Annotated in this window: 22 protein-coding genes and 1 riboswitch; of the genes, 5 read left to right on the plus strand and 17 right to left on the minus strand. The window is 61.1% G+C overall.

The genetic code is table 11. The features are described 5' to 3' along the window. Positions 1-38: 38 nt before the first annotated feature. The 11 genes from dhaL to oiaX all read right to left on the minus strand — a co-directional run bounded on the left by dhaL (position 39) and on the right by oiaX (position 12,558). The gene (gene dhaL, locus Q4Q11_RS01805; protein ID WP_113215759.1) at positions 39-677 is read right to left on the minus strand and encodes a dihydroxyacetone kinase subunit DhaL; all 639 of its coding nucleotides are present in this window, start codon (positions 675-677) and stop codon (positions 39-41) included. Beyond that, complete coding sequence (locus Q4Q11_RS01810) at positions 674-1,693, minus strand: dihydroxyacetone kinase subunit DhaK (RefSeq protein WP_498568401.1); 1,020 nt, start codon at positions 1,691-1,693, stop codon at positions 674-676. The genes dhaL and Q4Q11_RS01810 overlap by 4 nt, the downstream gene beginning before the upstream one ends. Positions 1,694-1,752: 59 nt before the next feature. Beyond that, complete coding sequence (gene apnL, locus Q4Q11_RS01815) at positions 1,753-3,636, minus strand: D-apionate lactonase (protein ID WP_498568402.1); 1,884 nt, start codon at positions 3,634-3,636, stop codon at positions 1,753-1,755. Further along, entirely contained in the window at positions 3,633-4,667 is a 1,035-nt protein-coding gene (locus Q4Q11_RS01820) for a Gfo/Idh/MocA family protein (protein ID WP_498568403.1), read from the minus strand. Before Q4Q11_RS01820 ends, apnL begins: the two co-directional genes overlap by 4 nt. Position 4,668: 1 nt before the next feature. Further along, entirely contained in the window at positions 4,669-5,733 is a 1,065-nt protein-coding gene (locus Q4Q11_RS01825; RefSeq protein WP_498568404.1) for an ABC transporter permease, read from the minus strand. Then, positions 5,730-7,277 (minus strand): sugar ABC transporter ATP-binding protein, encoded by a 1,548-nt coding sequence (locus tag Q4Q11_RS01830; protein WP_498568405.1) that lies wholly within the window; start codon positions 7,275-7,277, stop codon positions 5,730-5,732. Before Q4Q11_RS01830 ends, Q4Q11_RS01825 begins: the two co-directional genes overlap by 4 nt. A gap of 2 nt (positions 7,278-7,279) precedes the next feature. Continuing rightward, a complete protein-coding gene (locus Q4Q11_RS01835) occupies positions 7,280-7,924 on the minus strand; it encodes a DUF2291 family protein (RefSeq protein WP_498568406.1) in 645 nt (214 codons plus the stop codon). A gap of 77 nt (positions 7,925-8,001) precedes the next feature. Next, positions 8,002-8,943, minus strand: a complete 942-nt coding sequence (locus Q4Q11_RS01840) for a D-ribose ABC transporter substrate-binding protein (protein WP_498568407.1) — start codon at positions 8,941-8,943, stop codon at positions 8,002-8,004. Between the two features lie 80 nt (positions 8,944-9,023). Further along, complete coding sequence (locus Q4Q11_RS01845) at positions 9,024-9,851, minus strand: phosphogluconate dehydrogenase C-terminal domain-containing protein (RefSeq protein ID WP_498568408.1); 828 nt, start codon at positions 9,849-9,851, stop codon at positions 9,024-9,026. An 89-nt stretch (positions 9,852-9,940) separates the two neighbouring features. Further along, a complete protein-coding gene (locus Q4Q11_RS01850) occupies positions 9,941-11,275 on the minus strand; it encodes a four-carbon acid sugar kinase family protein (protein ID WP_498568440.1) in 1,335 nt (444 codons plus the stop codon). 23 nt (positions 11,276-11,298) lie between these two features. Further along, positions 11,299-12,558: a 3-oxo-isoapionate-4-phosphate decarboxylase OiaX gene (oiaX, locus tag Q4Q11_RS01855; RefSeq protein ID WP_498568409.1), complete on the minus strand. Its 1,260-nt coding sequence runs from the start codon at positions 12,556-12,558 to the stop codon at positions 11,299-11,301. A 185-nt stretch (positions 12,559-12,743) separates the two neighbouring features. On the opposite strand from oiaX, the gene Q4Q11_RS01860 reads away from it, so the two are divergent. Then, positions 12,744-13,448, plus strand: coding sequence for a transcriptional regulator NanR (locus Q4Q11_RS01860; protein WP_112504173.1), 705 nt, complete (start codon positions 12,744-12,746; stop codon positions 13,446-13,448). A 318-nt stretch (positions 13,449-13,766) separates the two neighbouring features. Continuing rightward, entirely contained in the window at positions 13,767-14,639 is an 873-nt protein-coding gene (locus Q4Q11_RS01865) for an undecaprenyl-diphosphate phosphatase (RefSeq protein WP_112504175.1), read from the plus strand. A 66-nt stretch (positions 14,640-14,705) separates the two neighbouring features. On the opposite strand, the gene Q4Q11_RS01870 is transcribed toward Q4Q11_RS01865, so the two are convergent. From Q4Q11_RS01870 to thiM, 4 genes are read right to left on the minus strand one after another with little or no spacing between them, the layout of a single operon-like run. Next, positions 14,706-15,470, minus strand: a complete 765-nt coding sequence (locus tag Q4Q11_RS01870) for a 3-oxoacyl-ACP reductase (RefSeq protein ID WP_498568410.1) — start codon at positions 15,468-15,470, stop codon at positions 14,706-14,708. Positions 15,471-15,474: 4 nt separating this feature from the next. Then, entirely contained in the window at positions 15,475-16,290 is an 816-nt protein-coding gene (gene thiD / locus Q4Q11_RS01875; protein WP_112504179.1) for a bifunctional hydroxymethylpyrimidine kinase/phosphomethylpyrimidine kinase, read from the minus strand. Next, positions 16,287-16,922, minus strand: a complete 636-nt coding sequence (gene thiE, locus Q4Q11_RS01880; protein ID WP_498568411.1) for a thiamine phosphate synthase — start codon at positions 16,920-16,922, stop codon at positions 16,287-16,289. Before thiE ends, thiD begins: the two co-directional genes overlap by 4 nt. Further along, positions 16,919-17,722: a hydroxyethylthiazole kinase gene (gene thiM, locus Q4Q11_RS01885; RefSeq protein ID WP_113215772.1), complete on the minus strand. Its 804-nt coding sequence runs from the start codon at positions 17,720-17,722 to the stop codon at positions 16,919-16,921. Before thiM ends, thiE begins: the two co-directional genes overlap by 4 nt. 49 nt (positions 17,723-17,771) lie before the next feature. Next, a riboswitch (TPP riboswitch) is annotated at positions 17,772-17,868 on the minus strand. 234 nt (positions 17,869-18,102) lie between these two features. Between thiM and Q4Q11_RS01890 the strand changes: the two genes are divergently transcribed. From Q4Q11_RS01890 to Q4Q11_RS01900, 3 genes are all read left to right on the plus strand, one after another. Continuing rightward, the gene (locus Q4Q11_RS01890; protein WP_015342994.1) at positions 18,103-18,249 is read left to right on the plus strand and encodes a DUF1127 domain-containing protein; all 147 of its coding nucleotides are present in this window, start codon (positions 18,103-18,105) and stop codon (positions 18,247-18,249) included. 506 nt (positions 18,250-18,755) lie between these two features. Next, positions 18,756-19,631 carry a glutathione-dependent disulfide-bond oxidoreductase gene (gene yghU / locus Q4Q11_RS01895; RefSeq protein WP_498568412.1) on the plus strand — a complete coding sequence of 292 codons (876 nt, stop codon included), beginning with the start codon at positions 18,756-18,758 and terminating at the stop codon, positions 19,629-19,631. A gap of 208 nt (positions 19,632-19,839) precedes the next feature. Next, positions 19,840-21,450: a hypothetical protein gene (locus Q4Q11_RS01900; RefSeq protein WP_112504189.1), complete on the plus strand. Its 1,611-nt coding sequence runs from the start codon at positions 19,840-19,842 to the stop codon at positions 21,448-21,450. 76 nt (positions 21,451-21,526) lie between these two features. On the opposite strand, the gene Q4Q11_RS01905 is transcribed toward Q4Q11_RS01900, so the two are convergent. Further along, on the minus strand, positions 21,527-22,903 hold the full coding sequence (locus tag Q4Q11_RS01905) for a sigma-54-dependent transcriptional regulator (RefSeq protein WP_498568413.1): 1,377 nt from the start codon (positions 22,901-22,903) through the stop codon (positions 21,527-21,529). Continuing rightward, positions 22,900-24,777 carry a sensor histidine kinase gene (locus Q4Q11_RS01910; RefSeq protein ID WP_498568414.1) on the minus strand — a complete coding sequence of 626 codons (1,878 nt, stop codon included), beginning with the start codon at positions 24,775-24,777 and terminating at the stop codon, positions 22,900-22,902. Before Q4Q11_RS01910 ends, Q4Q11_RS01905 begins: the two co-directional genes overlap by 4 nt. Positions 24,778-24,826: the final 49 nt, after the last annotated feature.

Below are 24,826 nucleotides of genomic sequence, written 5' to 3' on the forward strand. Positions count from 1 at the left end.
TCAACATGTCAACTGGTATGATGAGCTTATCAGCCGTATCACGTAAAGTGATCCCGAAAGCAGCTTATCACGAGCACGGCCGAAGCCGCGCCGGGATCCATGTGTCCCAAGGCACGATCGCCGAGGCGCGATGACCGGCCTTTTGCTGCAATCATGTCTTTCGTTGCTTCTGCGCCTGCCGCACCCGCTTTGAGACCTACTGCCAGACATTCGGCAAGCGGCAGGCCTTGATCTCGGGCGGCTCGGCAGGCGACAGCGGCGGGCACCCAGGCGTCGACCATGGTCTTTTCACCGACCTCGGCCTTGCCCCTGTCCTGAATGCCCTTGGCGAAGGCCGAAAATATCTCCACCATATCGTCGTCGCTCAGCGAGGCCTTCCCCTTGGAGACGGCACCCGCACGCATGAGCGCCGTCGCATAGAGCGGTCCGGATGAGGCGCCCACCGCATTGAGGAAGGACTTCGCCGCTGTGTTGAAGACCAGTGTCGGATCTGATGTCGATGAATCCAGCTCCAAAACCGCTTTGGCTGCAGCGGCAAAGCCAAGCTCCATAGCGATGCCGTGATCGGCATCGCCGATCACGCCGTCCAATTCGCAGAGACGGTCCTTCTCGCTGGCCATCGCCTCGGCGATCCGCGCGAAAAGCGACTTCAGCTCTTCTGTTCCGATCATGGTCATGACAGCGCCTCGCCGGAACGGAACATGGCGCAATCGCAGGGGTGATCGATGAGCCGCTGCAATTCGTCATCGAGATGCATGAGGGTGATCGAGGCTCCGACCATTTCCAGCGACGTGCAGTAATTGCCGACCAGCGACAGGTGAATGTCGACGCCTGCATCGTCAAGCATCGACTTGACTTTGCGCATCATGATGTAGAGCTCCATGAGCGGCGTCGAGCCGAGTGAATTGACGAGCACGGCAACGCGGTCACCCGGTGCCGGCTTCATTTCGTCGAGGATCTTGCCGACGAGTTCGCTCGTCACCTCGTCCGCCGATCGCATCGGTCCGCGGGCGACACCCGGTTCGCCATGGATACCCATGCCGATTTCCATCTCGTCGACGCCGATTTCGAAATTCGGCTTGCGTGTCTGCGGCAGCGAGCAGGGGGAAAGCGCCACACCCATCGTATAGGTGCGCTCGTTCGCCCAGCGCGCCACACGCTCGACATCGTCGAAAGCGTACATCAGGTCGCAGGCGGCGCCAGCGGCCTTGAAAATGAAGACGTTGCCGGCAACGCCGCGACGGCGCTCCTTCTGATCGGCTGGTGCAGAGGCGATGTCATCCGTCGTCAGCACGGTACGGACCTCGATGTCGTCCATGGCAAGCATTTCCGCCGCCATGTCGAAATTCATGACGTCGCCTGCATAATTGCCATACATGAACAGCACGCCGGTGCCGCCGTCGACTGCCTTGGCGCATTCGATGATCGGATCGGGTGGCGGCGAGGCAAAGACATTGCCGATCGCAGCGGCATCGGCGAGCCCCTTGCCGACGAATCCGAGAAATGACGGCTCGTGCCCGGAGCCGCCGCCAATAACCAGACCCACTTTGCCGGTTCGCGGGCCACGGTTTGCCACGATCGAGCGGGGCGACCCGTCAATAGCGCGCAGGTGACGCGGATGGGCTGCCAAAATGCCGGCCAGCATTTCGTCGACAGCGGCCGCACCTTCATTGATCAGTTTCTTCGTCTTCACGCCGATACTCCCAAATCATTGCGATCGTTGGAACTAACTTGCGCGTCTGCGAATGAAGGTCAATCCATCAAAGCGGCGGAAACTGCCTCATAGGCTGCAAGTGTCAGCCGGGCATTTCCGGGCTGTTTCAAAAGACGAAGTTTCCCCAATTCGATTTCTTGCGAGACGGGTGTGATGTTGACCAAATGGAGTTGCGGTGACATTTCGGCTTTCGTCGTGATGAAGGCGAGCACGGCGGTCTGATCGGACGACAGGCATTCTTGCCACGGGCTGCCGGCAAGACGGGACAAGATGGAGACGGCTTTGAAAAGCGGCCGGGCGTTTCCCGCTACCGACGGCTCATTTTTGCCAGCGATCAGGCCGAAAGAGCCGGTCAGCGCCGAAAGCGTCAGACACTCCAATCCGGCATCGAGGACGCGGGCGGCATAGCCGAGCGCAAAGGCCTCGCCGAAGCGGGCATTGTGCCGCGGATCGCTGTTGGCCATGGCGATGCGTGCGCCATGGGGATTGTCCATGGTCCGGCTACCATAGGGGTTCTGCCGCATCGGTATGGTCGAGGGGCCGATACGGTAAGGCTTGTCACCGTAGATGGCGCGCACCGAGCGTGTGATGAAGGGCAAGGCTTCCAACGTCTGCATGACGCTGAGATCATCTGCCGCGTGCACGATCGGATTGGTGCAATGGGTGATGAAGCCGAGCGTATCGGCGGGCACCCGTTTGCGATTGAGTTCGGTAAAATAGCTTAGCATGCCGCCGCCGATGCGCACATCGGGGAAGGCCGCATGCGCGGCCGCGTAAACGTCTTCGAGAGGCGGGCAGTCTGGCCATTTGCTGCCCGGCGGGGTCGATTGCCGATCGACCGAAGGCGATATGACAATGGCGTCAGGCTTGAAACCGGCATCTCTCATCAGGGTCGCGATTTGCTGTGCTTCGGCAAGCGGAGCAAGGCGGCACGGCAATGCGATTTCCAAAGTCGATCGTCCGGCATGAAGCGCTGCGATGGCCGCAAAGGATTTTAAGGCATCAACGCCATGGCCGGCATCGGGGTCGAAATGAAAGAGCAATTCCTGCGGCGCGATTTCCGCAAGCCGATTACGCGCGGCGAGCGTGGCCTCGGCTTCCTCGGGCGTAACGACGAGCCCGATCGCAGGCATTGTCCCGGACTTTTCTCCCAGATTCAGCGTGATCGGACGCTTGTCCGCAACGGTCGCCGCCGGCGCGATGGTCGGACGCCGCATGTCGCCGATGGCGAGAACGATCCGCTGCCGCATAGGCTCGCCGGCCGGGATGCGATAGGGCCAGGGCAGGGCAAGCGGGCGAACATAGGTCTTGTAGGAAGCGTCCGACCAGTTGCGCTGGTCTTCCATTTCGAACGTGTCGCCCTCCATGCGGCATTCGGCGGTCACGTCGGCGGTTACGCTATGGGTGATTGCCCGCATGTCCTTGAAGGGCTGCCATGGTTCGATGAGGTCGGGGAAATGTGTGCTCTCGCGGGCGCCGTCAACATGTTCCACCAAGACGGGCGTGCCGGCGACGGCGACAATTGGATGCAGTATGCAAAAGCCGCAGCGGTTGGTTTCAAACCCGGTATTCGAGAGCGCCTCGGCTTCGAAGATCAGTGCTTCGTTTGCCTCAGCGACAATCCGCACGCTGATTGTTAGTTCCGTTTTTTCGGGTCCTGCACAGCGCGCGACATAGCTGATGGAAAAGCCGTCTTGACGCTGATCGATCCGCAGGTCGTCGATAGCGGGAGCATAAGTGCCCCAATCGCGATCACGGATCAGATAGGAAACGCCTCGCAGGACTTCCGCGCCGTCATAGCGGATCGTCCGAAGATTGCCATCCTTGAAATCGACCGTGAGTCTACCGGCGGTCAGCCGGACCGGCGCAGCTTCAGTCTCGCGCGTGCCGTAGAGCTGAAACGGATCGATCTCGGTGGTCATTTCAACGTTGCTCCGATATCGACCACGCGCCTGCTGGCGGCGCTCTCATAGGCCGCTTCGACAAGCGCAAAGGTTTTGAGATTGTCCGCGCCGGAGGTGGAAGTCTCGCCGCCATCGGCAAGGCGGTCTGTCCAATGCTGTTGGATCGCAAGGACGCTTTCCTGGATGTTGTGCCACGGACGCGAGGCCCAGGACAGAAGCTGCGGCGAGGCATCCGAGACGGTCGCACCATCAGGGCCGTTGACCTCGAGACGATATCCCTGCGACAGCCGAATGCTACCCTTCGTGCCGTCGAGTTCGATCAGCGTCTCCGGGAATGGCTCGGTGGCAAGCTTGGAGGCATAGCTAACATCGACGATCGATGTCGCGCCATTCTCATGATCGAGCAGGATGGTGGCGACGTCCTCGCCCTTGATCTTCGGATTGACCCGCTTGGTGCGGGCCGTCAGCGAAGCGACGTCGCCGAAGATGAAGCGGGCGATATCGAGCGTATGGATGCCGAGATCCTCGATAATGAACCGTTCGCCTTCGGCGAGATAAGGTTGACCCGAAAACACGTCGTAGCCGGAGCGGAAGGAGAAGCGGCCCCAGAATGGCTCGCCGATCGCGCCCGATTGCAGAGCAGCCTTGACGGCCTGAATGGGTGTCTGCCAGCGAAAATTCTCATGCACCATCAGCGGCACGCCGGCTTCAGCGCAGGCTGCGACCATGGCCTTGGCATCGCTCAACGTCGTTGCGAAGGGTTTCTGGCAGATCGCCGGGATCTTGTAGGATGCAGCCATCTCCACGAGGGCGCGATGGCTTGCCACCGTCGTTGCAATGTCGACGAAATCGAAGCCGCCATCGGCAAACATTGCTGCGGCATCCGCGTAGCGGCGCTCGATGCCGAACTGATCGCCGACGAGCTTCAGCCGCTCCGGGTCGCGGTCGCAGATTGCGACGATATGAGCCCCTTGAACATCTCGCCACGCGTGCATCTGATTGATCGCGAAGAAGCCGCAACCGATCAATGCGCCCTTGAGTTCTGCCATTTCAGCCTGCCTTTGCCATTTGCATGAGAGTGACGCGCTGCTGTAGGCGCCGTTGCGCCTGGTCCACGACGACAGCGATGATGATGACACATCCCTTGATCACCATCTGCCAGAAGGATGAGACACCCATCATGACGAGGCCATCCGAAAGAATGCCGATGACGAAGGCGCCGATGATCGTACCGCCGATCGTGCCGCGCCCGCCCGACATGGAGGTGCCACCGAGCACGGCTGCTGCAATGGCGTTCAGTTCGAAGCTTTCGCCGGTTGCCGGATGCGCCGCCATCAGTTCCGACGAAATGACGATGCCGACGATGGCGGCACAAAGCCCCGAGAACATATAGACGAATATCTTGACCACATCGACACGGATGCCGGACATGCGCGCGGCGCGTTCGTTGCCGCCGACGGCGAAGATGTGCCGGCCGATCGGCGTCGAACGGGCGACATAGGCGGCGGCGAGCGCCAGCACGATCAGGATCCAGATGGAAACCGGAAGGCCAAGCAGACGGCCGGCGCCGAAGACGTCGAAGCCCGTCGTATCATATTCCGGCCGTCCTACAAGGTTCGGGAAGGTCTGCCCGTCGGAAGACAGGAGCGCAAGGCCGCGGGCTATATAAAGCGTTCCGAGCGTGGCGATGAAGGGCGCCACATTGAGCTTGGTGATGAGCAGGCCATTGATGAGCCCGATCAGCAGCCCGACGGCCAGCGTGATCAGAATGATCTCGTAGATGTTGAAGTAGACGGTATAGCCGATCGGCAGTTCGACACCGTTCAGGATGAGGGCGCCCGCCACCATGCCGCAAAGGCCGACGATGGAGCCGACTGAAAGATCGATCCCGCCGGTGATGATCACGAAGGTCATGCCCATGGCGAGAAAGGCGTTGAGCGCGACATGCTTGGACATCAGGATGATGTTGGCGGTCGAGGTGAAGTTCGGCGCGAAAATCGCAAAGAAGATGACGACGGCAAAAAGCGCGATGAAGGTTCTGAGCTTCATCAGCGTCAGGAGAACGGAGCCGTTCGAGCGATTGGTCGCGAAGGTGGAGGACGTATCTGCGGTCATGACGCGAGTTTCCCTGTATGTCCGTGTCCCTTGGCGGATGCCGCGATGATGGCCTCTTCCGTCGCTTCGCTTCTGTCGAGAACGGTCACGAGCTTGCCGTTGCTGAGCACGGCGATGCGGTCTGAAAGTGCCATGACCTCTTCAAGGTCCGATGTTGAAAACAAGATTGCCAGGCCCTTGCCGGCGAGCCTGCGCATGGTACGGAAGACGTCGGCCTTGGCGCCGACATCGATGCCGCGGCTCGGCTCGTCCATCAGAAGCACCTTCGGATCGGTCATCAGCGCCTTGCCGATGACGACCTTCTGCTGGTTGCCGCCGGACATGGAGGTGACCTCGAAATCCGGATTGGGGGCCTTGATCGAGAGATCGCGGATCATGCCGCGAATGGCATTCTTTTCGGCCGCCGGATCGATATGGAAAAGCAGCCGGGCGAAGCGGCCGAGGCTTGCAAGCGTCAAGTTGCCGGCGATGGAGAGGACCTGCACCAATCCTTCGCGCTGCCGATCCTCGGGGATCAATGCAAGGCCGTTCCGGATGCGCCGGGTGGTGTCGCGGGCGCGGATCTCGACTCCGTCGATGTAGATCCGCCCGGTCGAATGCATATGCCGGCCCATCACGCATTCGAAGAATTCGCTGCGTCCGGCACCCATCAGGCCGTAGATGCCGAGGATTTCGCCGGCGCGCACCGACAGCGAGACATGATCGACGGCAAGGCCGCCCGTACGTCGCGGCAGGCTGATCTCCTCAGCACGGAAGGCTTCCTTGCCGATCGTATGGCCTCCGTCCCTGGCAAAGTCCTTGGCATCCGATCCGATCATCGAGCGGACGATCCATTTCGTATCGATATCGCGAACCATGGCCTGGCCGGTGATCTGCCCGTCGCGCAGGACGGTGATGTAATCGCCGATCCGCATCAGCTCTTCCAGCCGGTGCGAGATATAGACGATCGCCACGCCTTGAGCCTTAAGCTCTGCAATGACCTTGAACAGAATGTCGACTTCCGCCGCTGATAGCGCCGATGTCGGCTCGTCCATGATGAGGATGCGGGCATCGAGCGAGATGGCCTTGGCGATCTCGACAAGCTGCTGCTGCCCGATCGGCAGGTCTTCCACCATGGTTTCGGCGCTGATGCCGGCATCGAGCCGATCCAGAAACCCGTTGGCCCTTGCGATCTGCGCCTTGTGATCGATGCCAAAGACGCCGCGGGTGATTTCTCGCGTGGCAAAGATGTTCTCGGCCACTGTCATGTTGGCGAAAAGATTGAGCTCCTGGAAGATCATGCCGATTCCGCGGGCCTGCGCGTCGGCCGGGCTGCTGAAGGAAACTTCCTCGCCCTCGAGCAGGATGCGGCCCGAGGTCGGCCGTTCGACGCCGGCGATAATCTTCATCAGGGTGGATTTGCCGGCACCGTTTTCGCCGACGAGCACGTTGACCGCGCCGCGATGCAGTTCGAGGTTGGCGTGCTTGACGGCAACGATGCCGGAATAAACCTTGGAAACGTCCTCCAAACGCAGGATGATGTCGTTATTTCGCATTTCGCTCATGGTCATTGCCCCAATTTCAGGGCCGAGGGGGTGATCAGCGGAAGCTGACCGGATGCAGGCAGCGGAAACGCACCGGTCACGTTGATCGTCTTTCCGATCAGCCCGTCGCGAGGCAGGGCCGCCAGAAAGGATGAGTTTGCCTTCTCATTGAAGGCTTTGCCGAATTGAGCCCATTCGATCTGGTTCCTGAATTCGTTGAAGTCGAGGAAATCGAGCGCGTCGCGCAGCGCCGTGCCGCGGACCGCCGGGCCGATCTGCACCTTCGCGTCCGCCTTGCCGTCGCCATCCACATCGACGTCGAGGGTTCCGGCGCGGGAGGCTGTGTCGGCAGCAGCGATCTTGCCGCTCAGCTTGACGGCATAGGTCCAGGGCGATGACGCCTGTTTTCGCGGATTTCCGTATTTCGCGCCGGCATCGTCCGGGTTCGATTTTATCGCCTGCAACACCGCCTTGAGGTCGCCCGCGCGTTTGTCGATGTCGGGAAGAACCTGAGACTGCCAGATCGCATCGACCTTTGCCGTGGGATCGAAGGCAGTCTTTGCCGCCGCTGCCGCCTTCTCCTCGGGCGTCGGCGTCTTGATAATCTTGCAGCCGGGCAATGCCGCGGCCAATACAAAGGCCACGAGCGCGCCTCTGATCCTCAACATGCAATGCACCTCGATCTTGCGCGAAAACATTCAGAGAGCGCGGTTCGTCCGCGCTCTCCAAGCTTCCCGGTCCGCCATCAGTTCTTCAGCGCGAAGGTCTCAAGCTTGTTGGCATTATCAGCATTGATGAGGACGCAATCCATCAATTGCTTCTCATCCTTCGGCACCGTCTTGTTCTTGATGTAGGCATCGGCCTGTTCGACCGCCTTCTGAGCCTGGGCATAGGCCGGCTGCATCACGGTCGCCTTGATGCCGCCTGCCTTGATCGAGTCGCGTACATCGTTGGAGCCGTCGAAGCCGACGACGATCACGTCCTTGCGGCCGGCGGCCTGCAGGGCGGCAATCGCGCCCATCGCCATGGTGTCGTTGCCCGAGATCACGCCCTTGATGCCGGGGTTTGCCTGAAGGATTGTCTCCATCTTGGCATAGGCTTCCGTCTGGCTCCAGTTCGCCGACTGCTTGGCGACCAGCTTCAGGTCGGGATAGTCGTCGATGACATCGTGGTAGCCCTGCGAGCGGATGCCGGCATTCGTATCGGCTTCGCGGCCGACGAGCTCGGCATAATTGCCTTTCTCCCCCATCAGCTTGACGAATTCCTGCGCGCCGAGCTGGGCACCCTGATAGTTGTTGGAAACGATCTGGGCGACCGCGATGCCGGTGACGTTGATTTCGCGGTCGATGAGGAAGGAGGGAATGCCCGCATCCTTGGCCTTCTTCAGAGCGGCGACGGTCGCGTCCGCGCCGGCATTGTCGAGGATGATGGCTTTGGCGCCGCGTCCAATGGCCGTGTCGATGACTTCCGATTGCTTGTTGGCATCGTCGTCATGCGTCATGACGAGCGTCTCGTAACCCAGCTCTTTTGCCTTGGCTTCGGCGCCGACGGCCTCTGCCTTGAAGAATGGATTGTCGAAGGCCGGTGTGATGATGGCGATCAGATCGGCCGCAAAAGCCGGCATTGCCGTTCCCAGAGCAAGCGCACCGGTAAAGGCTGCAAGTGTCAGTCTGCGTCTTAGTTTCATGGTCTCCTCCCAGTTATGAAACAGGCCCCGTTCCCGGCGGGGCGGCAAAGGGAGGGCGAGACCCTCCCCGGGGCCGTCGATCAGGTGATGCGACGGATGCTTTCTGCGATCTCCTGCGGCTCGAACACTTTCTTCCAGTCGTCGCGCATGAGGGCAGGGATGCCGAATTCGATCGCCTTGTTGCAGGCATCGGAGAACACGCCATCGACTTCCTTGAAGATGACGGCGCCCAGCACGTTCATGTGGCCCAGCAGGAAGTCGCGGGCGGCCTCGGCCGGAACGCCGCGGGCGACGCATTCATCCATGGCCTGGCGCATGACGACGAGCAGCGAGGCGCAGACGGTTTCGGAAAGACCCGGTTCCAGCATCGCCATCTGCTCGACGGTGACGCGGTGCGAACGCATGACGGGCGCCCAGATGACCTTGGCGATTTCCTCACCGAGAGCATAGGCGCTTTCCGGACCCTGCATCAGCGCCGAAACGATATGCTGCTTGGCAAAGAGGCCGCCGAAATGGTCCTTCTTCGCCTGCATGTCGGTCTCGTCGTTGAAGATCGGCGGGTGGCAGGGATGGGTGACGAAATAGATGAGGTCTTCTCGGCTCGGCAAGTGCCCGGCGAAGGGGGCGGCTGCATCGAGAGCAACGACCATTGTGTCGGGCTTCAGCTTGCCGACGATACCGGCTGCAACCTTGCCGATCGCGGTGTCCGGTACTGCGAGGATCACCACGTCTGCGCCATCCAGCGCGGCATCGACGGGGACGCAATCGATGGAAAGATCATTCTTCAGGCGGGCCTTGCCGGCGTCGCTGACCTCGACATGGCGCACGTCGAAGCGCGAGCCCTTCAGGTTCTTGGCGAGCCGATAGCCCATTTTGCCACCGGCGCCGAAAAGAGCAATTGCAGTCATGTTAGTACCTCGTTCACTTTCAGAGTGTGGTATCGTAAGTGGTATAATGAGTCAATGAGTATGCCAACTGCCTGCCGAAGAATGCACAATTATGATCCTCTGCCGTCGCGGATCTGCGCGAAGTAATCGTCAATGCCGACCTGCCCGCCCTTCAGCGCGATCTGCAGACCGTTGGTAGGCGCGTAGCTGCCATGGGCGGTGCAAAGCGGTGAACCCGGTGTTTGCGGCAATGGGAGAAGTGTCGTCAGGGCCTCGACCCGCAATTCCTTCAGCGCGTGGCTCGACGTGTCACCGCCGGCAATAACGGCGCGGCCGAGATTTTCCTGTTCGATCAGACGTCGCAGGATCGTGCCGAGGGCCTGGCCGAGACGATGGCGTGCGCCGGGAATACGGTCGATATCGCCGCCACGGTCGGCCGAAGGGCCGAGTGCCGTGTGAAGAATGACGCTACGGCCGGCCTTGAGGCTGGCCACGCCCGCGGCCACCGCCGCATCCAGCGCCAGCTCGGCATTTTCGCCAACAAGCACCAATGGATCGAGATCGACGCCGTCAAAACCATAGGCCATGGCACGGCGGATTTGCCGCTCGGTCGTTAGCGATACGCTGCCCGAAACGACCGCCAGGCGATCCACCTTACCCGGAGAAGCGAACTCCGGCTTCTCTCCGATCAGACCTTCGTTGCGCCAGGCATCGAAAAGGGCATATTCGACGCCAGATGAGCCTGCGACGAAGGCGTTGCCCTTGCCTGCAAGACGCCATAGCTGCTGTCCGGCGGCAGCCTGGGTTTCTGGGCCGTCGACATCGAGAAGTAGAATACCTGCCTCTTCCGCGGCCAGCGCATCGATCCGCGCATTGGCATCGGTCGCCCGGATCGTGACGAGGTCGGCTAGGTTGACGGGGAGGGACGTTTGCCTGCCCAAATGGACGGTCAGATCGGCCTCGCCCATCGGCGTGACCGGATGTCGGCTCATGACCGGATGGCGGTCGATGCGGAACACCTGCCCCTGATAGGCGGCAAAGAGATGGCCGAAGGCCGTGTAACGCCTAAGCTGCGGCGCTCCGACGACGACCGGCACGACGGTTTGCTTAAAGAGCGCCTTGCCGATCTCGATCGCCTTGCCGATGTTGCCGATCCCGGGGCTGGAATCGAAAGTGGAGCAGACCTTGTAATGGCATAGGGCCGCATCAAGACTTTTCAGCCATTGGAAGACGGGCGTCAGATGCTCGTCCATCCATTGCGGCGTTTCGCTGCGGCTGGTGCCGGCGATGCCGATGGCGCGGCAATCCTTGAACCGCTCCAGCATGGCCTCGCTCGGAACGCCGAGAAAGAGAGCGGTTGGCACGCCGTTTGAGGCAAGTGCCTCCATGACGTCGGTCGAGCCGGTGAAGTCGTCGCCGTAATAGCTGAGAAGAAGATTGGACATCGCTGGAAGACTGGACATCGCTATTACGCGCCCTTGCCGTCACTGAATTTCGCGATAGAGGCGGCAAGCTCCGGATGATCCCTCGCATAGTCGGCTAGCGGTATGCCGCAAACTGCCGCCTGCCAGGCCTGCTTAATCGCGCGAACGCCCGCGGCTGGTCCGAAGGGGTGGCTGACGATGCCACCGCCGCAGAGGTAGAGAAGATCGGTCGTCCGGCCGGTGCGCTGATAGGTTTCGGGTGCCTGGCCACCCCATTGGCCGGAGCCGGCGACGGGAAGCGGACAGTCAGACGGATCGAAAAGCGGCGTGGTGATTGCCTTGAAGGATTCGACGAAACTGTCGTCCGGCTCCCAATATTTGACCCTGATGCCGTTGATCTGGAACTGGTCGACGCCGAGCAGGCGCCAGAATTGCTGGTATACCTTAAAATCCATGCCTGCGCCGGGATGACGGGTCAGTACGTCCCAGCCGTTGCGGTGCGCATGCAGCACCAGTCCCGAACGCTTGCGCAGGAAGCTCATGCCACCAAAGCCGATGGAGTTGATATTGACGACGGCGCAATTGCCCCCCGCCTTCAGCACGAGATCGTGGTTGCGCATCATCTCGTCTGGATCGGCATGGGAAATGCCGAAGGCATACATCACCTTCTTGCCGGTTTTCTGCTCATGATCGAGGATCAGCGGCATGATGGCCTCGATACGCTCTTTGAGCGGCGAATAGGCTGGGCTCGTCAGCTTCTCGTCGTCCTTGATGAAATCGACGCCGGAGCCGATCAGTTCGCCGACGAGGGCGGCGGTCTCCTTCGGCCGCAGACCGAGTGCTGGCTTGACGATGGTGCCGATGATCGGGCGGCCGCTGACGCCGGTCAGGCGCATGCTACCGGTAACGCCGAATTGCGGACCCGGATGCGCCTCGCGAAAAGCTGCCGGCAGCTTCATGTCGACGATGCGGATGCCGGTCATGCCCTTGATCGAGAAGACGCCGCCGATCGCGATCGTCATCAGCGCCGCAAGATCGGTGCCGATCGCGTCCAGCGGAAAGGCGATATCGACATCGGCGCGATGGATCGGACCGCGGCCTTCGGTGACTTCCGGCCAGGTCGGGCGCTCGGCGTCGGCAAGCGGGCGGATCGCGGTGACCCGCGCGGCGACCCGCGCCTTGAGCTCTTCCGTCTCGCCCGGCACCGCGACGAAAGTGCCGGTCGACTGATCGCTGGCGATCTTGCGGGCCATCGCCTCGATGCTGCCGGGCGTTTCAATACGGTAGGTGATGGTGATGCTCATAAGCGACTGAATGCTCCTCTTACCAACGCTTTTTCGCGTGGCGCAAACTGGTGATCTGGTATAATGAGTATTCCAACTTCTGCAACGATTTTTTTCCCCGTCAGCCGGCAAGCCGTTCCGTACAGGCTTCCACCGCGGCGGGGAAAAATGCATAAGGAGAAAAAGCTTTGGGAAAGCGGGATTCCATGGGTCAGCCGGTCGAGCAAATTGTACGTCGAAAGCTTTCTGACGAGGTATTCGACCGGCTGGAGCGATTGATTACATCGGGAGAGCTCAAGCCTGGCGATGAAATGCCGTCCGAACGCGTCCTGATGGAGCGCTTCGGTGTCGGACGCCCGGCGATCCGTGAGGCCATGCAGGCGCTCGCCAATATGGGACTGGTCAACATTTCCCATGGCGAGCGCGCCAAGGTGCTTCAGCTCACGGCGAAGTCGATCTTCCGGCAGGTCGATCTGACCGCAAAGATCATGCTGTCGCAATCATCCGATTCGCTTGAGCATCTCAAAAGCGCGCGCATCTTTTTCGAGCGCGGAATGGCGCGCGAGGCGGCGGCACGCACAACGGAAAGGGATGTTGCCGATCTTCGCGAGATCATCGAGCGGCAACGCGCCTCTCTCGGGCAGGCGGAAGAATTCATTTCGGCGGATATGCAGTTTCATACGCGCATTGCCCAGATTTCCGGCAATCCGATCTTTGTGGCTGTCAGCGAAGCCATGCTGGCATGGCTGAAAGCCTATCACACGGATATGCTGATCTGGACCGGCAAGGAGAAATTCACGCTGGTCGAACACGAGGAAATCCTCGCGCGTCTGGCGGAGAATGATGCGGACGGAGCCGAACAAGCCATACTCAAGCATCTGGAAAGGTCGCGCGCGCTCTACATAAAATAAGCGGCCTCCGCCTATTTTATTCGGTCCGGATGGTGTCCAATGAAGCGACGCCGTCCTTTTCATCACATTTTATCCTATCATCCGCCAGATGCAGTTGTTGCCGGATGATGAACGCGAGAAATCGGGCAAACTCGGAAATCCCGGTCGGCAATTTCAGATAGAGTTCAGCCAGTCCGGCTATATCCTCGGCCTGTCACTCACGCGAAGCGGCTGTGCTTTCGATATGCATTGCCATTTTCGTGTTGCAAAACAGTTTCATAGCTAGTTCGTCGCACCGTTCCGGTGCAAAGCCCCCCGAAGAACTGAGGATATCAAAACGTGGCTGATGTTTGTACGCAAGGCGTGGACACGGGCTTTGTCGCCCTGGGTTATGCCAAGATTGCAATCCTGGGCGTCGTGCAGGGACTGACCGAGCTTTTGCCGGTCTCCTCCACCGCCCATATGCGCCTGGTGCCGGCTTTGCTCGGCTGGCAGGATCCGGGCTCGGCCTTCTCGGCGGCAATGCAGCTTGCAGCACTTGCCGCCATCGTTTCCTATTTCTGGAGCGACGTTCGTTACGTCACCTTCGGATCGCTCGACGCCATCAGGCAGAGAGATTGGCGTTCGCCTGCAATGCGGCTTGCGATCGCCATCGTGATTGCGACCGTGCCGATCGTCATCGCAGGTCTTCTTCTCGCATCCTCCCTGAATGCCTGCGGGACGTCATTTCGCAGTCTCTGGGTGATCGGCATTGCCTGCGTTGTCATGGGTCTGCTGCTGGCGATCGCGGAACTCTACAGCCGTCACCGGAAAGGAATCGAGCAGATGACGCTTGTAGATGCCCTGTTCGTCGGCATCACGCAGGTCGGTGCGCTGGTTCCGGGCGTCTCGCGTTCGGGGTCTACGCTGACCGGCGCGCTATTCCTGGGCCTCAAGCGCGACGAGGCCGCACGTTTTTCGTTCCTGCTGGGCTTGCCGGCCATTGCGCTTGCAGGTTTGAAGGAGCTCTTCACGCTCTATAAGGCGCATCTTCCGATGGAAGCCTGGTCGGTGCTGATCGTAGGGCTTATTGTCGGCAGCATATCGTCCTTCATCACTATCTGGGGACTGATGAGCTTCCTCGAGCGCTTTTCGACCTGGCCTTTTGTGATCTACCGCATCGTGCTCGGCGTTGTTATCATCTTCGGTGTGCTGACCATGGGCTGGGCCTGAGCTATCCGACTGCAGTGCATGAATGATGGCGCTGCCCCTTGGGGCAGCGTTTTTCGTTTGGGACCATTATCCGAAGACGAGGCCGCCGTCGACGATGAGGTTCTGCCCCGTCACCGCCCGTGCCCAGGGGCTTGCAAAGAAGAGAACCGCATCGGCCGCCTCCTCCGGAGTGGTGACGCGGCGCAGCGGCGTGTTTGCAGCGATAATGTCGAACACGGATTCCGGCGTGGCGCCGCTTGCATCCGTGGTGCGCAGAAGGCCGCCGGATACCATGTTGACTGTGATCCCGAGCGGGCCGAGTTCCGCGGCAGCCGTTCTGGTCAGCGACAGCAGTGCCGCCTTGGCGGCGGTATAGTCGTGATAAGGCACCACCGGGTTCTGGAAGAGGTTGGTGCCGATGGTGATGATCCGGCCAAAACCCGGCTCAGCCATTGCCGGACGCGCTGCCTGTATCAGGTTCAGGGCGCCCTGCAGCGCGGTTTCCAGCTGCATTGCCATCTCGGCCCAGCTCAAGGCATCCAGTTTCGAACGCGCGTCGCCGTTGAAGCTGAAATCGGCCAGCGCATTGTGGACGACGGTCGTCGGCGATCCGAAATGCTGCGTGACATCGGAGACAAGCCGCTTTGTGTCCTCGATATCGCGAATATCGGCCTGGAAGGCTTTGGCATGATCGCCGAGCTGCGCTGCGAGGACTTCTGCCCGCTCGCGGCTTGCGCGATAGTTGATTGCCACCTTCGCGCCTTCACGGGCAAAGGCGGCCGCAATGGCGGCGCCGAGGCCGCGCCCCGCGCCGGAGATGATCACGATCTGATCCCTGAGTAACAGGCTCATGTCTCTACTCCTTGTGTCTGTTCGCCCATAGCGCATGGAAATGCTGCACGGGGCCGTGGCCGCTTCCGACCGCAAGCTGACCCGCGGCGGCAACCGCGGCGGCGAGATAGGCTTTGGCCGATGCGACAGCTTGCGGAAGCGGCAAGCCCTTGGCGATCTCCGCGGCAATCGCGCTGGAGAGCGTGCATCCGGTTCCATGCGTATTCTTCGTCGGCAGCCGCTCAGCCTCGAACCAGGTCAATTGGCCAGCGCTTGCCAGCACATCCGGACTTTCGTCACCTTCAAGATGACCGCCTTTGACCAGGACAGCCGACGGCCCGAGTGTGGCCAGCGCAAGCGCCTGACGCGCCATGTCCTCGCGGCTTGTTGCCTCGGCATCGTGCAATAGTGCCGCTGCCTCGGGCAGGTTCGGCGTTATGACTGTCGCGAGCGGTAGCAATCGCGTCGTCAGCACGTCGACGGCGTCGGCAGCGAGCAGGGCCGCACCGCCCTTGGCGATCATGACAGGATCGAGCACGACAGGCACGCCGGGATGCCGCGCCAGAATGTCGGCAACGGCATCAGCGATCGCGGCGTTTGCGATCATCCCGATCTTGACGGCATCGACGCGGATATCGGCAAAAATCGCCCGAATCTGATCCGCCACGAATTGAGGCGGCACCGGATGGACGCCGGAGACGCCCTTGGTGTTTTGAGCCGTCAGGGCCGTCAGCGCGGCCATTCCATAAACGCCGCGAGCTGAGAAGGCTTTCAGATCGGCCTGGATGCCGGCGCCGCCGGAAGGATCGGAGCCGGCGATGGACAGGACATTGCGGATCATCGGCGGGCCTCCTTGATGGCATTCGCAATGAGGGCTGTCGCCGCTTGCGGGTCTGGGCGGCCGCATATGGCCGAGACCACCGCGAGACCGTCGGCGCCGGCTGAGAAAACATCGGCGGTATGTTCCGCTTTCAGACCGCCGATCGCGACCGATGGAACCGGGCAGAGCCCGACGATCCGGGAAAGGCCATCGATGCCGATCGGCTGCTTGTGATCGGCTTTGGTCGGCGTGGCAAAGACCGGGCCGATGCCAGCGTAATCGACGATATCTGCATCGATTGCGCAGGCGAGGGCCTCCGTTTCCGCCGAGAGGCCAAGGATCATGTCCGGACCGATCATACGGCGGGCATCGGCGGCATCCATATCGTCCTGACCGATATGCAGGCCATCGGCGCCGATGGCGATGGCAGCTTCGACATTGTCGTTGACGATCAGCCGGACATTGGTTCCATGCAGGATCCGCTTGAGGGCACGGCCAGTCTCGATCATGGCTGCAGTCGAAGCATGCTTATCGCGAAGCTGGATGATGGTGGCGCCGCCGGCGACGGCTGCGCACGTCGTCTCCACCATGCCGAGTTCGGCGCACAGCATGGGATCGAGGACGAGATAGAGCGAGAGATCGAAGTCTTTCATGCTACCCATATCCTTGCGTCGCGATCCAGTATTTCCGGGGTAAGACCGGCGAGTGCATCGAGGAAGCGCCAGGAGAAGGAGCCTGGCCCCTCTGCCGCCGCTCCTGCCCGCTCGCCGGCGACCGCGAAGGCGGCAAGCGCCGCGACGGTTGCATCCAGTGGTGCATCCGGCGATGTCGCGGCAAAGGCACCGGCAAGACAGGTGAGAGAGCAGCCGAGCGCCGTCACTTTCGGCATGAGCTGCGAGCCGCCGGCAATGCGCCGCGCCCTCTGCCCGTCGGTCACGAAATCTGCAACGCCGGTTACCGCAACCACGCAGTCATGCTTTTCGGCCAGTTGCCGGGCGGAATCCTCCGCCTGCTCGACGGCATCCCGGCTATCGACACCCTGGCCCCGGCTCGCACCGCCGGCAAGCGCGATGATTTCCGATGCATTGCCGCGAATAATCCCCGGCCGCAGCTCGAGCAATTGCGCGACCGCCTTGCGACGGAATGCAGTCGCGTAGTGAGCGACTGGATCGAGAACCCAAGGCCTGCCGGCATTGTTCGCCGCCCCCGCAGCCTTCAGCATGCCCGCAAGCCAGCCGGACGAGAGCGTGCCGATATTGATCGTCAGCGCGCCGGAGATAGCGGCAAACTCGCCGGCTTCCTCTTCGGCATGCACCATCGCCGGCGATGCGCCGGCGGCGAGCATCACATTGGCCGCGATATTCATGGCGACGAAATTGGTGATGCATTGCACCAGCGGAGGGTTGGTCCGCATCGTGCGAAGCATATGGCCTGCTGTGGTTTGGTCTTGCATATCGCCCCTTTCAGGCGGCGAGACGCATAGGGACGACGTGCTGTGCTTTGCGAGGTCCCGAGCGACTCCCTCCGCCAGCATGATCTGGTTCAGGTTCGAAGGGTGCTTCTCAGCCCGCCGGATAGCGGACGCCCCTGTCTCTCATCTCCTTATCTTTCGCAGACAAAAGCAGCGCTGTCATCATCAAATCACAAAGGCCGTGACGGCGGGCGAGATCAGGTCTGCCCGCTTTCTGCATGATCTATGCAAATAGCGCATAGGTGCAGTGATACCTTGGCTCTGCAAAAGGATGGTCGCTTCGACTATATATTTCTCATCGAAGCGACGAGAGCGCCAAGCACGGCAGCTCAGCTTCGAAAGCCCAAGGAAAGGGGATCATCATGAACGTAGCACGCTCTTTCAATAACTGGCGCAAGTATCGTCAGACGGTCGCCGAACTGGGCCGTATGTCTACGCGCGAACTGCACGATCTGGGTATCGACCGCGGCGAAATCCGCAATGTTGCCCGCGCAGCCATCGCTCGCTAACGGCCGCAACGGCTCCTAATAAAAGCTGCCTTATGCCAGCGCCTGTTCCTTCCCGAGCAGGCGCTTTTGCTTTGCGTCCGTAGTCGCCTGCTCTTGCAGTGCATGCCGAAGATTGCATCGGTTCAGCTATCTGCTTTTCGCATGGCGCATAACTGCCTTGCAAAGAAGTGCCTATGAACTGAGCAAAAGACTGATACCTTTCTCCCACCGAAGCGATGCATCTCCTCCCGCATCCTTTGCTTGGCAGACGTCCTTCTCCTCCCAGAGACGACTGCAGGAACAATGGAACTCCTCCTCCCATCCGTTGTTCAGTTCTTGTAGAAAGCCTGCCGCACCTCCTCCCGCGGCAGGCTTTTTCATTTTCATCGAATGCCGCGCCCAGCAGCGAGGCGTTGAAGAGTGCGCAATTCCCTCTCGCAAAAATGAACGGCCGCCACTATGTGCGACCTATGTAGCGCGCTACATCGAAGATCGCCCCAACTTGAACCCCGAAAAAGGAGGATGCCATGACCGGTTCTGCCGAATACACGCCGCCGAAAATCTGGACCTGGAACAAGGCCAATGGCGGCCAGTTCGCCAACATCAACCGTCCGATCGCCGGGCCGACCCATGAAAAGGAATTGCCGATCGGCCGCCATCCCCTCCAGCTCTATTCGCTTGGAACGCCGAACGGCGTGAAGGTCACCATCATGCTGGAAGAGCTGCTGGCGCTCGGCCATAGCGGCGCCGAATATGATGCCTGGCTGATCAGGATCGGCGAGGGCGATCAGTTCGGCAGCGGCTTTGTCGACGTCAATCCGAATTCGAAGATCCCGGCTCTCCTTGACCGGAGCGGCCCGAAGCCGGTCCGCGTTTTCGAATCGGCATCGATCCTAGTGTATCTCGCTGAGAAATTCGGCGCCTTTCTGCCGAGCGACCAGCCGGCTCGTGCCGAATGCCTCTCCTGGCTGTTCTGGCAGATGGGCAGCGCTCCCTATCTCGGCGGTGGCTTCGGTCATTTCTACGCATATGCTCCGACGAAGATCGAATATGCGATCGATCGTTTCGCCATGGAGGTAAAGCGCCAGCTCGACGTGCTCGACCGCCGTCTGGCCGAAAGCGAATATATCGCCGGCGACGACTACACGATCGCCGATATCGCAATTTGGCCGTGGTACGGCGGTCTTGCCAAGGGCTGGCAGTATGGCGCGGCCGAATTTCTGCAGGTGCAGGACTATAAGAACGTGCAGCGCTGGGCCGAGCAGGTCTATTCGCGTCCGGCCGTCAAGCGCGGCCGCATGGTCAACCGCATGTCGGGCGATCCCTCCGAGCAGCTGCGCGAACGCCACGATGCAAGCGACTTCGATACGAAGACGCAGGATAAACTCGAAGCTGCCGGCTGATTCCGGCAACTCCACTTTTCGTAGCAATGAGCTCGCGGCCCTTCGGACCGCGAGTTTTTTTGCGCTTGCGGCCGGTGTTGCTGGCCTTGGCAAGTCAGCCTCGCTCCACCTTGAAAAGCGTAATGTTCGGTTGCCGAAGCCCCCCGGCATAGAACGCGGCGCGATCCTGCGAAGCGTTTCGACTTTAGTGAAAGAGGAATGCTTCTACATGCAGCAAATCGCTGGCAACGGTGCCTTGGATAGAAACCTGACAGCGGGCGCATCGTCGCAGCAGCGGGATGAGGACAGGCTGGCGCTCCTGAAGTGCTTGATCTCGGGTGGCGACGAACGCTTGGATTGCGATGCTGCCAGCGGTCTCAATATGTATGGCTATGGCCCATCGCCTCGGCCGCGCGACCTTGCCTTCGGTTCATCCACGGCCTCGACCATTTCTGCGGCGGCTTTTGCCGAAGTCGAGTCTTATTACATGGGCTTGATGCGCGAGATCGCAACCGGCTCGGCTGCAGCGATCTATGGGCGCGAAATCGGGCGCATCCGCGACGATCTGCTGCGTCTGCTCGGCCTCAACCAAAGATCCGAACCGCGCGTCGATGCGATCCTTGCCACATCAGGCACGGACATCCATCTTTTTGCCGCCTCGCTTCTGGCCCGCGAGGGCGATCGCGATCTGATGACCATCACGCTGATGGGCAACGAGACGGGCAGCGGTGTCATGACCGCGTCGGCCGGCCGGCATTTCATGAGCCGCGTCAGCAGCGAACGGGCCGTCGTCAAGGGCGAGGAATTGCGGCCGGGTGACGCTACGCGCAACGCCACCATTGCAGTGCGCAACAAGGATGGTTCCCTTCGCGCCGAGGGCGAGGTTGAAGACGAGTTGCGTGGCCTGATCGAGCTTGCCCGCGCCGCCGGCCTCAGATGCCTGCTCGTGGTTACGGATGTGTCGAAGACCAGCTTACTGGCACCGAGCCTGGAGACCGTTCTACGTTTGAAAGCGCGGTTCGAAGCCGTGCTGGATATCATGATCGATGCCTGTCAGTTTCGCCTGTCGGCGGCAACGATCCGCGCCTATCTCGCGCAGGGCTTCATGGTCGCGGTCACAGGTTCGAAATTCCTTGCCGGGCCGATTTTCAGCGGTGCGCTTCTCTGCCCGCCGCAAATGTCGGAACGCTTCAAGTCCCGCACGCTGCCGGCCGCACTTGCCGACTATTGCGGGAAGGCGGAATGGCCGGAAGGCTGGGTCGCCCGCGAAGTTCTGCCGGAACGTGCCAATTTCGGGCTGCTGCTGCGCTGGAAGGCGGCGCTGTTCGAGCTCGAACGCTTCGCCGGTATCCCCGAGGATCGCATAATTGCGGTCCTCTCCGCCTTTGCCAGGGCAGTGGCTGAGCGCCTTTCCGGCGATCCAGCCTTCGAGCAACTGGAAAGCCGGCCCTTGGATCGGCGTGCGCTGTGGGGCGCGTCGGCGGCTGTTCGCTGGGATGAGATCGCCTCAATCTTCTCGTTCTACCTGCGCAATAGCACCGATGGCGCCATGCTGACGGCGGCTGAAATGGCGACCGTCTACAAGGATTTGGCCATCGAGAATGATGACGTTGCCTCGGTACGCCTCGGTCAGCCGGTTCGCTGTGCCGATTTTGGCGACATACCTGCCAGCGCCCTTAGAATCTGCCTGAGCGCGCCGCTGATCGTGGCGGCCTGCAAGGGCGAAGAGGCGCTTGCGACGCTCATCACGCAGGCGATGCTGGTTCTGGATCGTACCGCCGAAGTGGCGAGCCGGCAAAGGGACGTGTCCAACGCGCGGGAGATACGCCGCAGCGCGTAATTGCCGCCGCATAATTCCTTAGATCGGGATCGATTTAAGGATAAAATCATGCCGCAGCTTATCGCGCTACTGCGATTTATGAGCCCCGGCGTTCGTCGCCGTCAAAGCCGGCGAAGTCGCCCCTGACGATGCCGTGCCGCTGCAGCTTGTCGTAGAAGGTCTTTCTGGGAATGCCAAGCGCCTCGATCGTGCGGCGGACATCGCCATTATTCTGTGACAGCGTCTCGCGGATGAGTTCGGCTTCGTAACGCTCCACCCGGGCGGGCAGCGGCAATCTGGTATCCGTCATCGGCATTTCATTGGGTTTGGATGCCGCTGCCGTTTCGAGGCCAAGCACGAAGCGTTCGGCAAAATGCGAAAGCTCCCGAACGTTTCCCGGCCAATCGTGCTGTTGCAGATGACGGCTCACAGCCACGGAAATGGCAGGGACTTCACGCTTGAACCGGTTCGCGGCCCGTTCGGCGAAATAACCGAAGAGCAGGGGGATGTCGTCGCGACGTTCACGCAGGGGCGGGATGGAAAGAGTGACGACGTTGAGTCGATAATAGAGGTCCTCGCGAAAATCGCCGCGCTGGCCTGGATCGCCAAGATCGACCTTCGCCGCCGCCACGACGCGCAGATCGACGGGGCGGACCTCGTTCGTACCAAGGGGGGTCACCTCGCGCATCTCGAGCACGCGCAGCATCTGCACCTGAATGGCCGGAGGCATGCTTTCGATCTCGTCCAGGAAAAGCGTGCCGGAGCTTGAGTGCTCGATCCGCCCGACGCGTTTCTTCTGTGCGCCCGTGAAGGCGCCCGGTTCGTGACCGAAGAGCTCGCTTTCGATGACGGTTTCGGGCAGGGCGCCGCAGTTTAGCGCAACGAAATTGCCCTTGGCGCGGCGGCTCCAGCGATGCAGCAGGCTTGCCACCACTTCCTTGCCGCTGCCCGTTTCGCCGGTCACTAGCACATCGACGTCGGTATCGGCGATCTGTCGCAGCGTATGGCGTAGCCGCTCGATGGCGGGGGTCTGGCCGATCAGAGGGAGATCGCCCTGAGCCTGCTCGGCTGCCTGCCGCAGCGCGCGGTTTTCCAGCACAAGCCGCCGCTTTTCCGCCGCGCGGCGCACGCTTTGCACCAGCCGGTCCGTGGCAAAGGGCTTTGCGATGAAATCATAAACGCCATTCTGGATTGCCTGCACCGCCATCGGTATATCGCCATGACCGGTCATCAGGATGACAGGCAGATCGGCATCGAACGTCTTGATATGGGCGAAAAGCCGCTGTCCATCCATCTGCGGCATCCTGATGTCGGAGACGACGACACCGGCAAAGCCGGCATGTAGGGCACTGAGAGCATCTGCTGCCGTCGGGAAGGCCGAGACTGCGAAGCCCGCGAGTTCGAGCGTCTGCTTCGTCGCCTTCAGCAGATCCTTGTCGTCGTCGATGAGGAAGACGGGCGAGCTCTCGTTCATGGTATGGCCTTGCGCAGATGGATGGTGAAGCGGGTGCCGCTGCCGTTGCTCTCGACGTCGATCCGGCCGCCGTAGTCGACGACGATATCCTTCGAAATGACGAGGCCGAGGCCGAGGCCCTTTTCCTTTGAGGTATTGAACGGTGTAAACAGCTGGTCGAGGATTGCTGCGGGAATGCCAGGCCCGTTGTCCGAGACCACGATCTCGACTTCCTCCGAAGTCTCGCGCACCGATACTTCGACTTTGGCCTGTTTACGGCCCTCCAGGGCTTCCAGAGCGTTTTGGAACAGGTTGATCAGCACCTGCTCCAGCCGGATGCGCGTGCCGATGACGCTGAGCCCCATCGGTGGCAATTCGATCTTCAAGGCATCCAATCGGCCGGCAAATCGACTTCTGAGAAGGATGACGGTTCCCTCGATCACGCTTCTCAGGTCCACCGGTTCCGGCGCGGTCCGCCCCTTGCGGGCAAAGGCCTTCAGTTCTTCGGTGATGGTGCCGATACGCTCCGTCAGTGCCGCGATCGCGGACAGGTTCTCCTTGACCGGCTCCGTCTGCTGTCTGTCGAGAAAAATATGCGCGTTCTCGGCATAGGCGCGGATCGTCGCCACCGGCTGGTTGATCTCATGGGCGACGCCGGCTGCGACCTGGCCGAGAATGGCGAGGCGATTGGCCTGTACGAGATCCTGCTGCACGCCCTGCAGCTTGGCTTCGGTCGCCCGATGGTCCGCTATCTCCGCTTCCAGGCGGTCGCGCGCCAGGCTGAGATCCTCCGTGCGCTCCAGAACACGGCGCTCGAGTTCCTCGCGCGCGATCCTGCTGACGGCGATCTGCATGACGGCGACGTCCCGGCGACGCAGCAGAAAGGCGGCAAAGGCCAGAATCGGCAACAGGACGGTCAAGGTGAGAAAGCGCATCTCGCGCACCGAAGATGCGATCGCCTGATCTGTCGGGATCAGATAACCGAGCTGCCATGGCGTCGAGGGGATTGGCGTCGTCAGGCGCAAATATTCTGCAGCACTGCTCCCCGGCAGGACGGCGCGTACGATGGTCGCATCCGGACCTACGGTCTCCGGATGGCTGATCGGCAGGGGCGACAGCGGTGCTGCGCCGAACTGCAGGCTCTTTCGAATGGCAGCAGCCTCTTCACGCGAAAATGGCGTCGTCGTCATGAAGCGCCATGAGGGCAGGCTGGTGATGAGGACGACGCCGCGTTCATCGGTCACGTATGCCGGGCGGCCGGTCTCGCTCCAATCGGCCTCGAGCTGATCGAACTCCATCTTGACGACGACGACGCCCAAGGCGGAACCGGCCGCGCCGACGCGGCGGGAAATATAAAGACCCGGGCGATTGCTGACCGTGCCGAGCGCGTAATGCTCGGCGGTTCCGGCTTCCATCGCCTTGCTGAAGTAATCGCGGAAGGAATAGTCGTTGCCGACGAAACTCAAGGGCTCGCGCCAATTGCTCGATGCCATCGCAACGCCATCCTTGCCGGTGACATAGAGGACGGAGGCGCTGGTTCCCGAAACCAGGCTTTCCAGCTTGCGGTCGAGGGCAACGACGTTATCGGCGTGTTGGTTGGTGAGCGCATCGCGCACCTGCTGATCGTCGGCCAGCAGCAGCGGCAGGGCGCGGGGCCGCTCAAGGACTGCCCTCAAAAGCGCGACCTTCAGGTTCGCATCCGTGTGTCCCTGCCTCTGCAGCATCTGTATTGCCGACAGGCGGCCGTAGACGCTCGCCCCGTAGAGGCCGGCGGCAAGAATGGCCGCGCTCAGAAAAGCGAAAACGAACCAGACGCGGCGGGAGCGCCGACCCAGTTGCTCAGGCGTCAAAAGTCGTTCGTTGGCCGGGCGCTGCAGCATGGCCATATTGTGCATGATTTCGCGCTCATAGCAAATCGATCTGTGCGGATCTTCGCACATTCTG

It is taken from the genome of Rhizobium sp. UFLA01-1127 (assembly GCF_059803845.1).

Bases quoted from the DNA above. Each gene is read 5' to 3' on its own strand.
- dhaL (WP_113215759.1), bottom strand. From the start codon at position 677: ATGACCATGATCGGAACAGAAGAGCTGAAGTCGCTTTTCGCGCGGATC.
- apnL (WP_498568402.1), bottom strand. From the start codon at position 3,636: ATGACCACCGAGATCGATCCGTTTCAGCTCTACGGCACGCGCGAGACT.
- Q4Q11_RS01820 (WP_498568403.1), bottom strand. From the start codon at position 4,667: ATGGCAGAACTCAAGGGCGCATTGATCGGTTGCGGCTTCTTCGCGATC.
- Q4Q11_RS01825 (WP_498568404.1), bottom strand. From the start codon at position 5,733: ATGACCGCAGATACGTCCTCCACCTTCGCGACCAATCGCTCGAACGGC.
- Q4Q11_RS01830 (WP_498568405.1), bottom strand. From the start codon at position 7,277: ATGAGCGAAATGCGAAATAACGACATCATCCTGCGTTTGGAGGACGTT.
- Q4Q11_RS01835 (WP_498568406.1), bottom strand. From the start codon at position 7,924: ATGTTGAGGATCAGAGGCGCGCTCGTGGCCTTTGTATTGGCCGCGGCA.
- Q4Q11_RS01840 (WP_498568407.1), bottom strand. From the start codon at position 8,943: ATGAAACTAAGACGCAGACTGACACTTGCAGCCTTTACCGGTGCGCTT.
- Q4Q11_RS01845 (WP_498568408.1), bottom strand. From the start codon at position 9,851: ATGACTGCAATTGCTCTTTTCGGCGCCGGTGGCAAAATGGGCTATCGG.
- Q4Q11_RS01850 (WP_498568440.1), bottom strand. From the start codon at position 11,275: ATGTCCAATCTTCTTCTCAGCTATTACGGCGACGACTTCACCGGCTCG.
- oiaX (WP_498568409.1), bottom strand. From the start codon at position 12,558: ATGAGCATCACCATCACCTACCGTATTGAAACGCCCGGCAGCATCGAG.
- Q4Q11_RS01860 (WP_112504173.1), top strand. From the start codon at position 12,744: ATGGGTCAGCCGGTCGAGCAAATTGTACGTCGAAAGCTTTCTGACGAG.
- Q4Q11_RS01870 (WP_498568410.1), bottom strand. From the start codon at position 15,470: ATGAGCCTGTTACTCAGGGATCAGATCGTGATCATCTCCGGCGCGGGG.
- thiD (WP_112504179.1), bottom strand. From the start codon at position 16,290: ATGATCCGCAATGTCCTGTCCATCGCCGGCTCCGATCCTTCCGGCGGC.
- thiE (WP_498568411.1), bottom strand. From the start codon at position 16,922: ATGAAAGACTTCGATCTCTCGCTCTATCTCGTCCTCGATCCCATGCTG.
- thiM (WP_113215772.1), bottom strand. From the start codon at position 17,722: ATGCAAGACCAAACCACAGCAGGCCATATGCTTCGCACGATGCGGACC.
- Q4Q11_RS01890 (WP_015342994.1), top strand. From the start codon at position 18,103: ATGAACGTAGCACGCTCTTTCAATAACTGGCGCAAGTATCGTCAGACG.
- yghU (WP_498568412.1), top strand. From the start codon at position 18,756: ATGACCGGTTCTGCCGAATACACGCCGCCGAAAATCTGGACCTGGAAC.
- Q4Q11_RS01900 (WP_112504189.1), top strand. From the start codon at position 19,840: ATGCAGCAAATCGCTGGCAACGGTGCCTTGGATAGAAACCTGACAGCG.
- Q4Q11_RS01905 (WP_498568413.1), bottom strand. From the start codon at position 22,903: ATGAACGAGAGCTCGCCCGTCTTCCTCATCGACGACGACAAGGATCTG.
- Q4Q11_RS01910 (WP_498568414.1), bottom strand. From the start codon at position 24,777: ATGCACAATATGGCCATGCTGCAGCGCCCGGCCAACGAACGACTTTTG.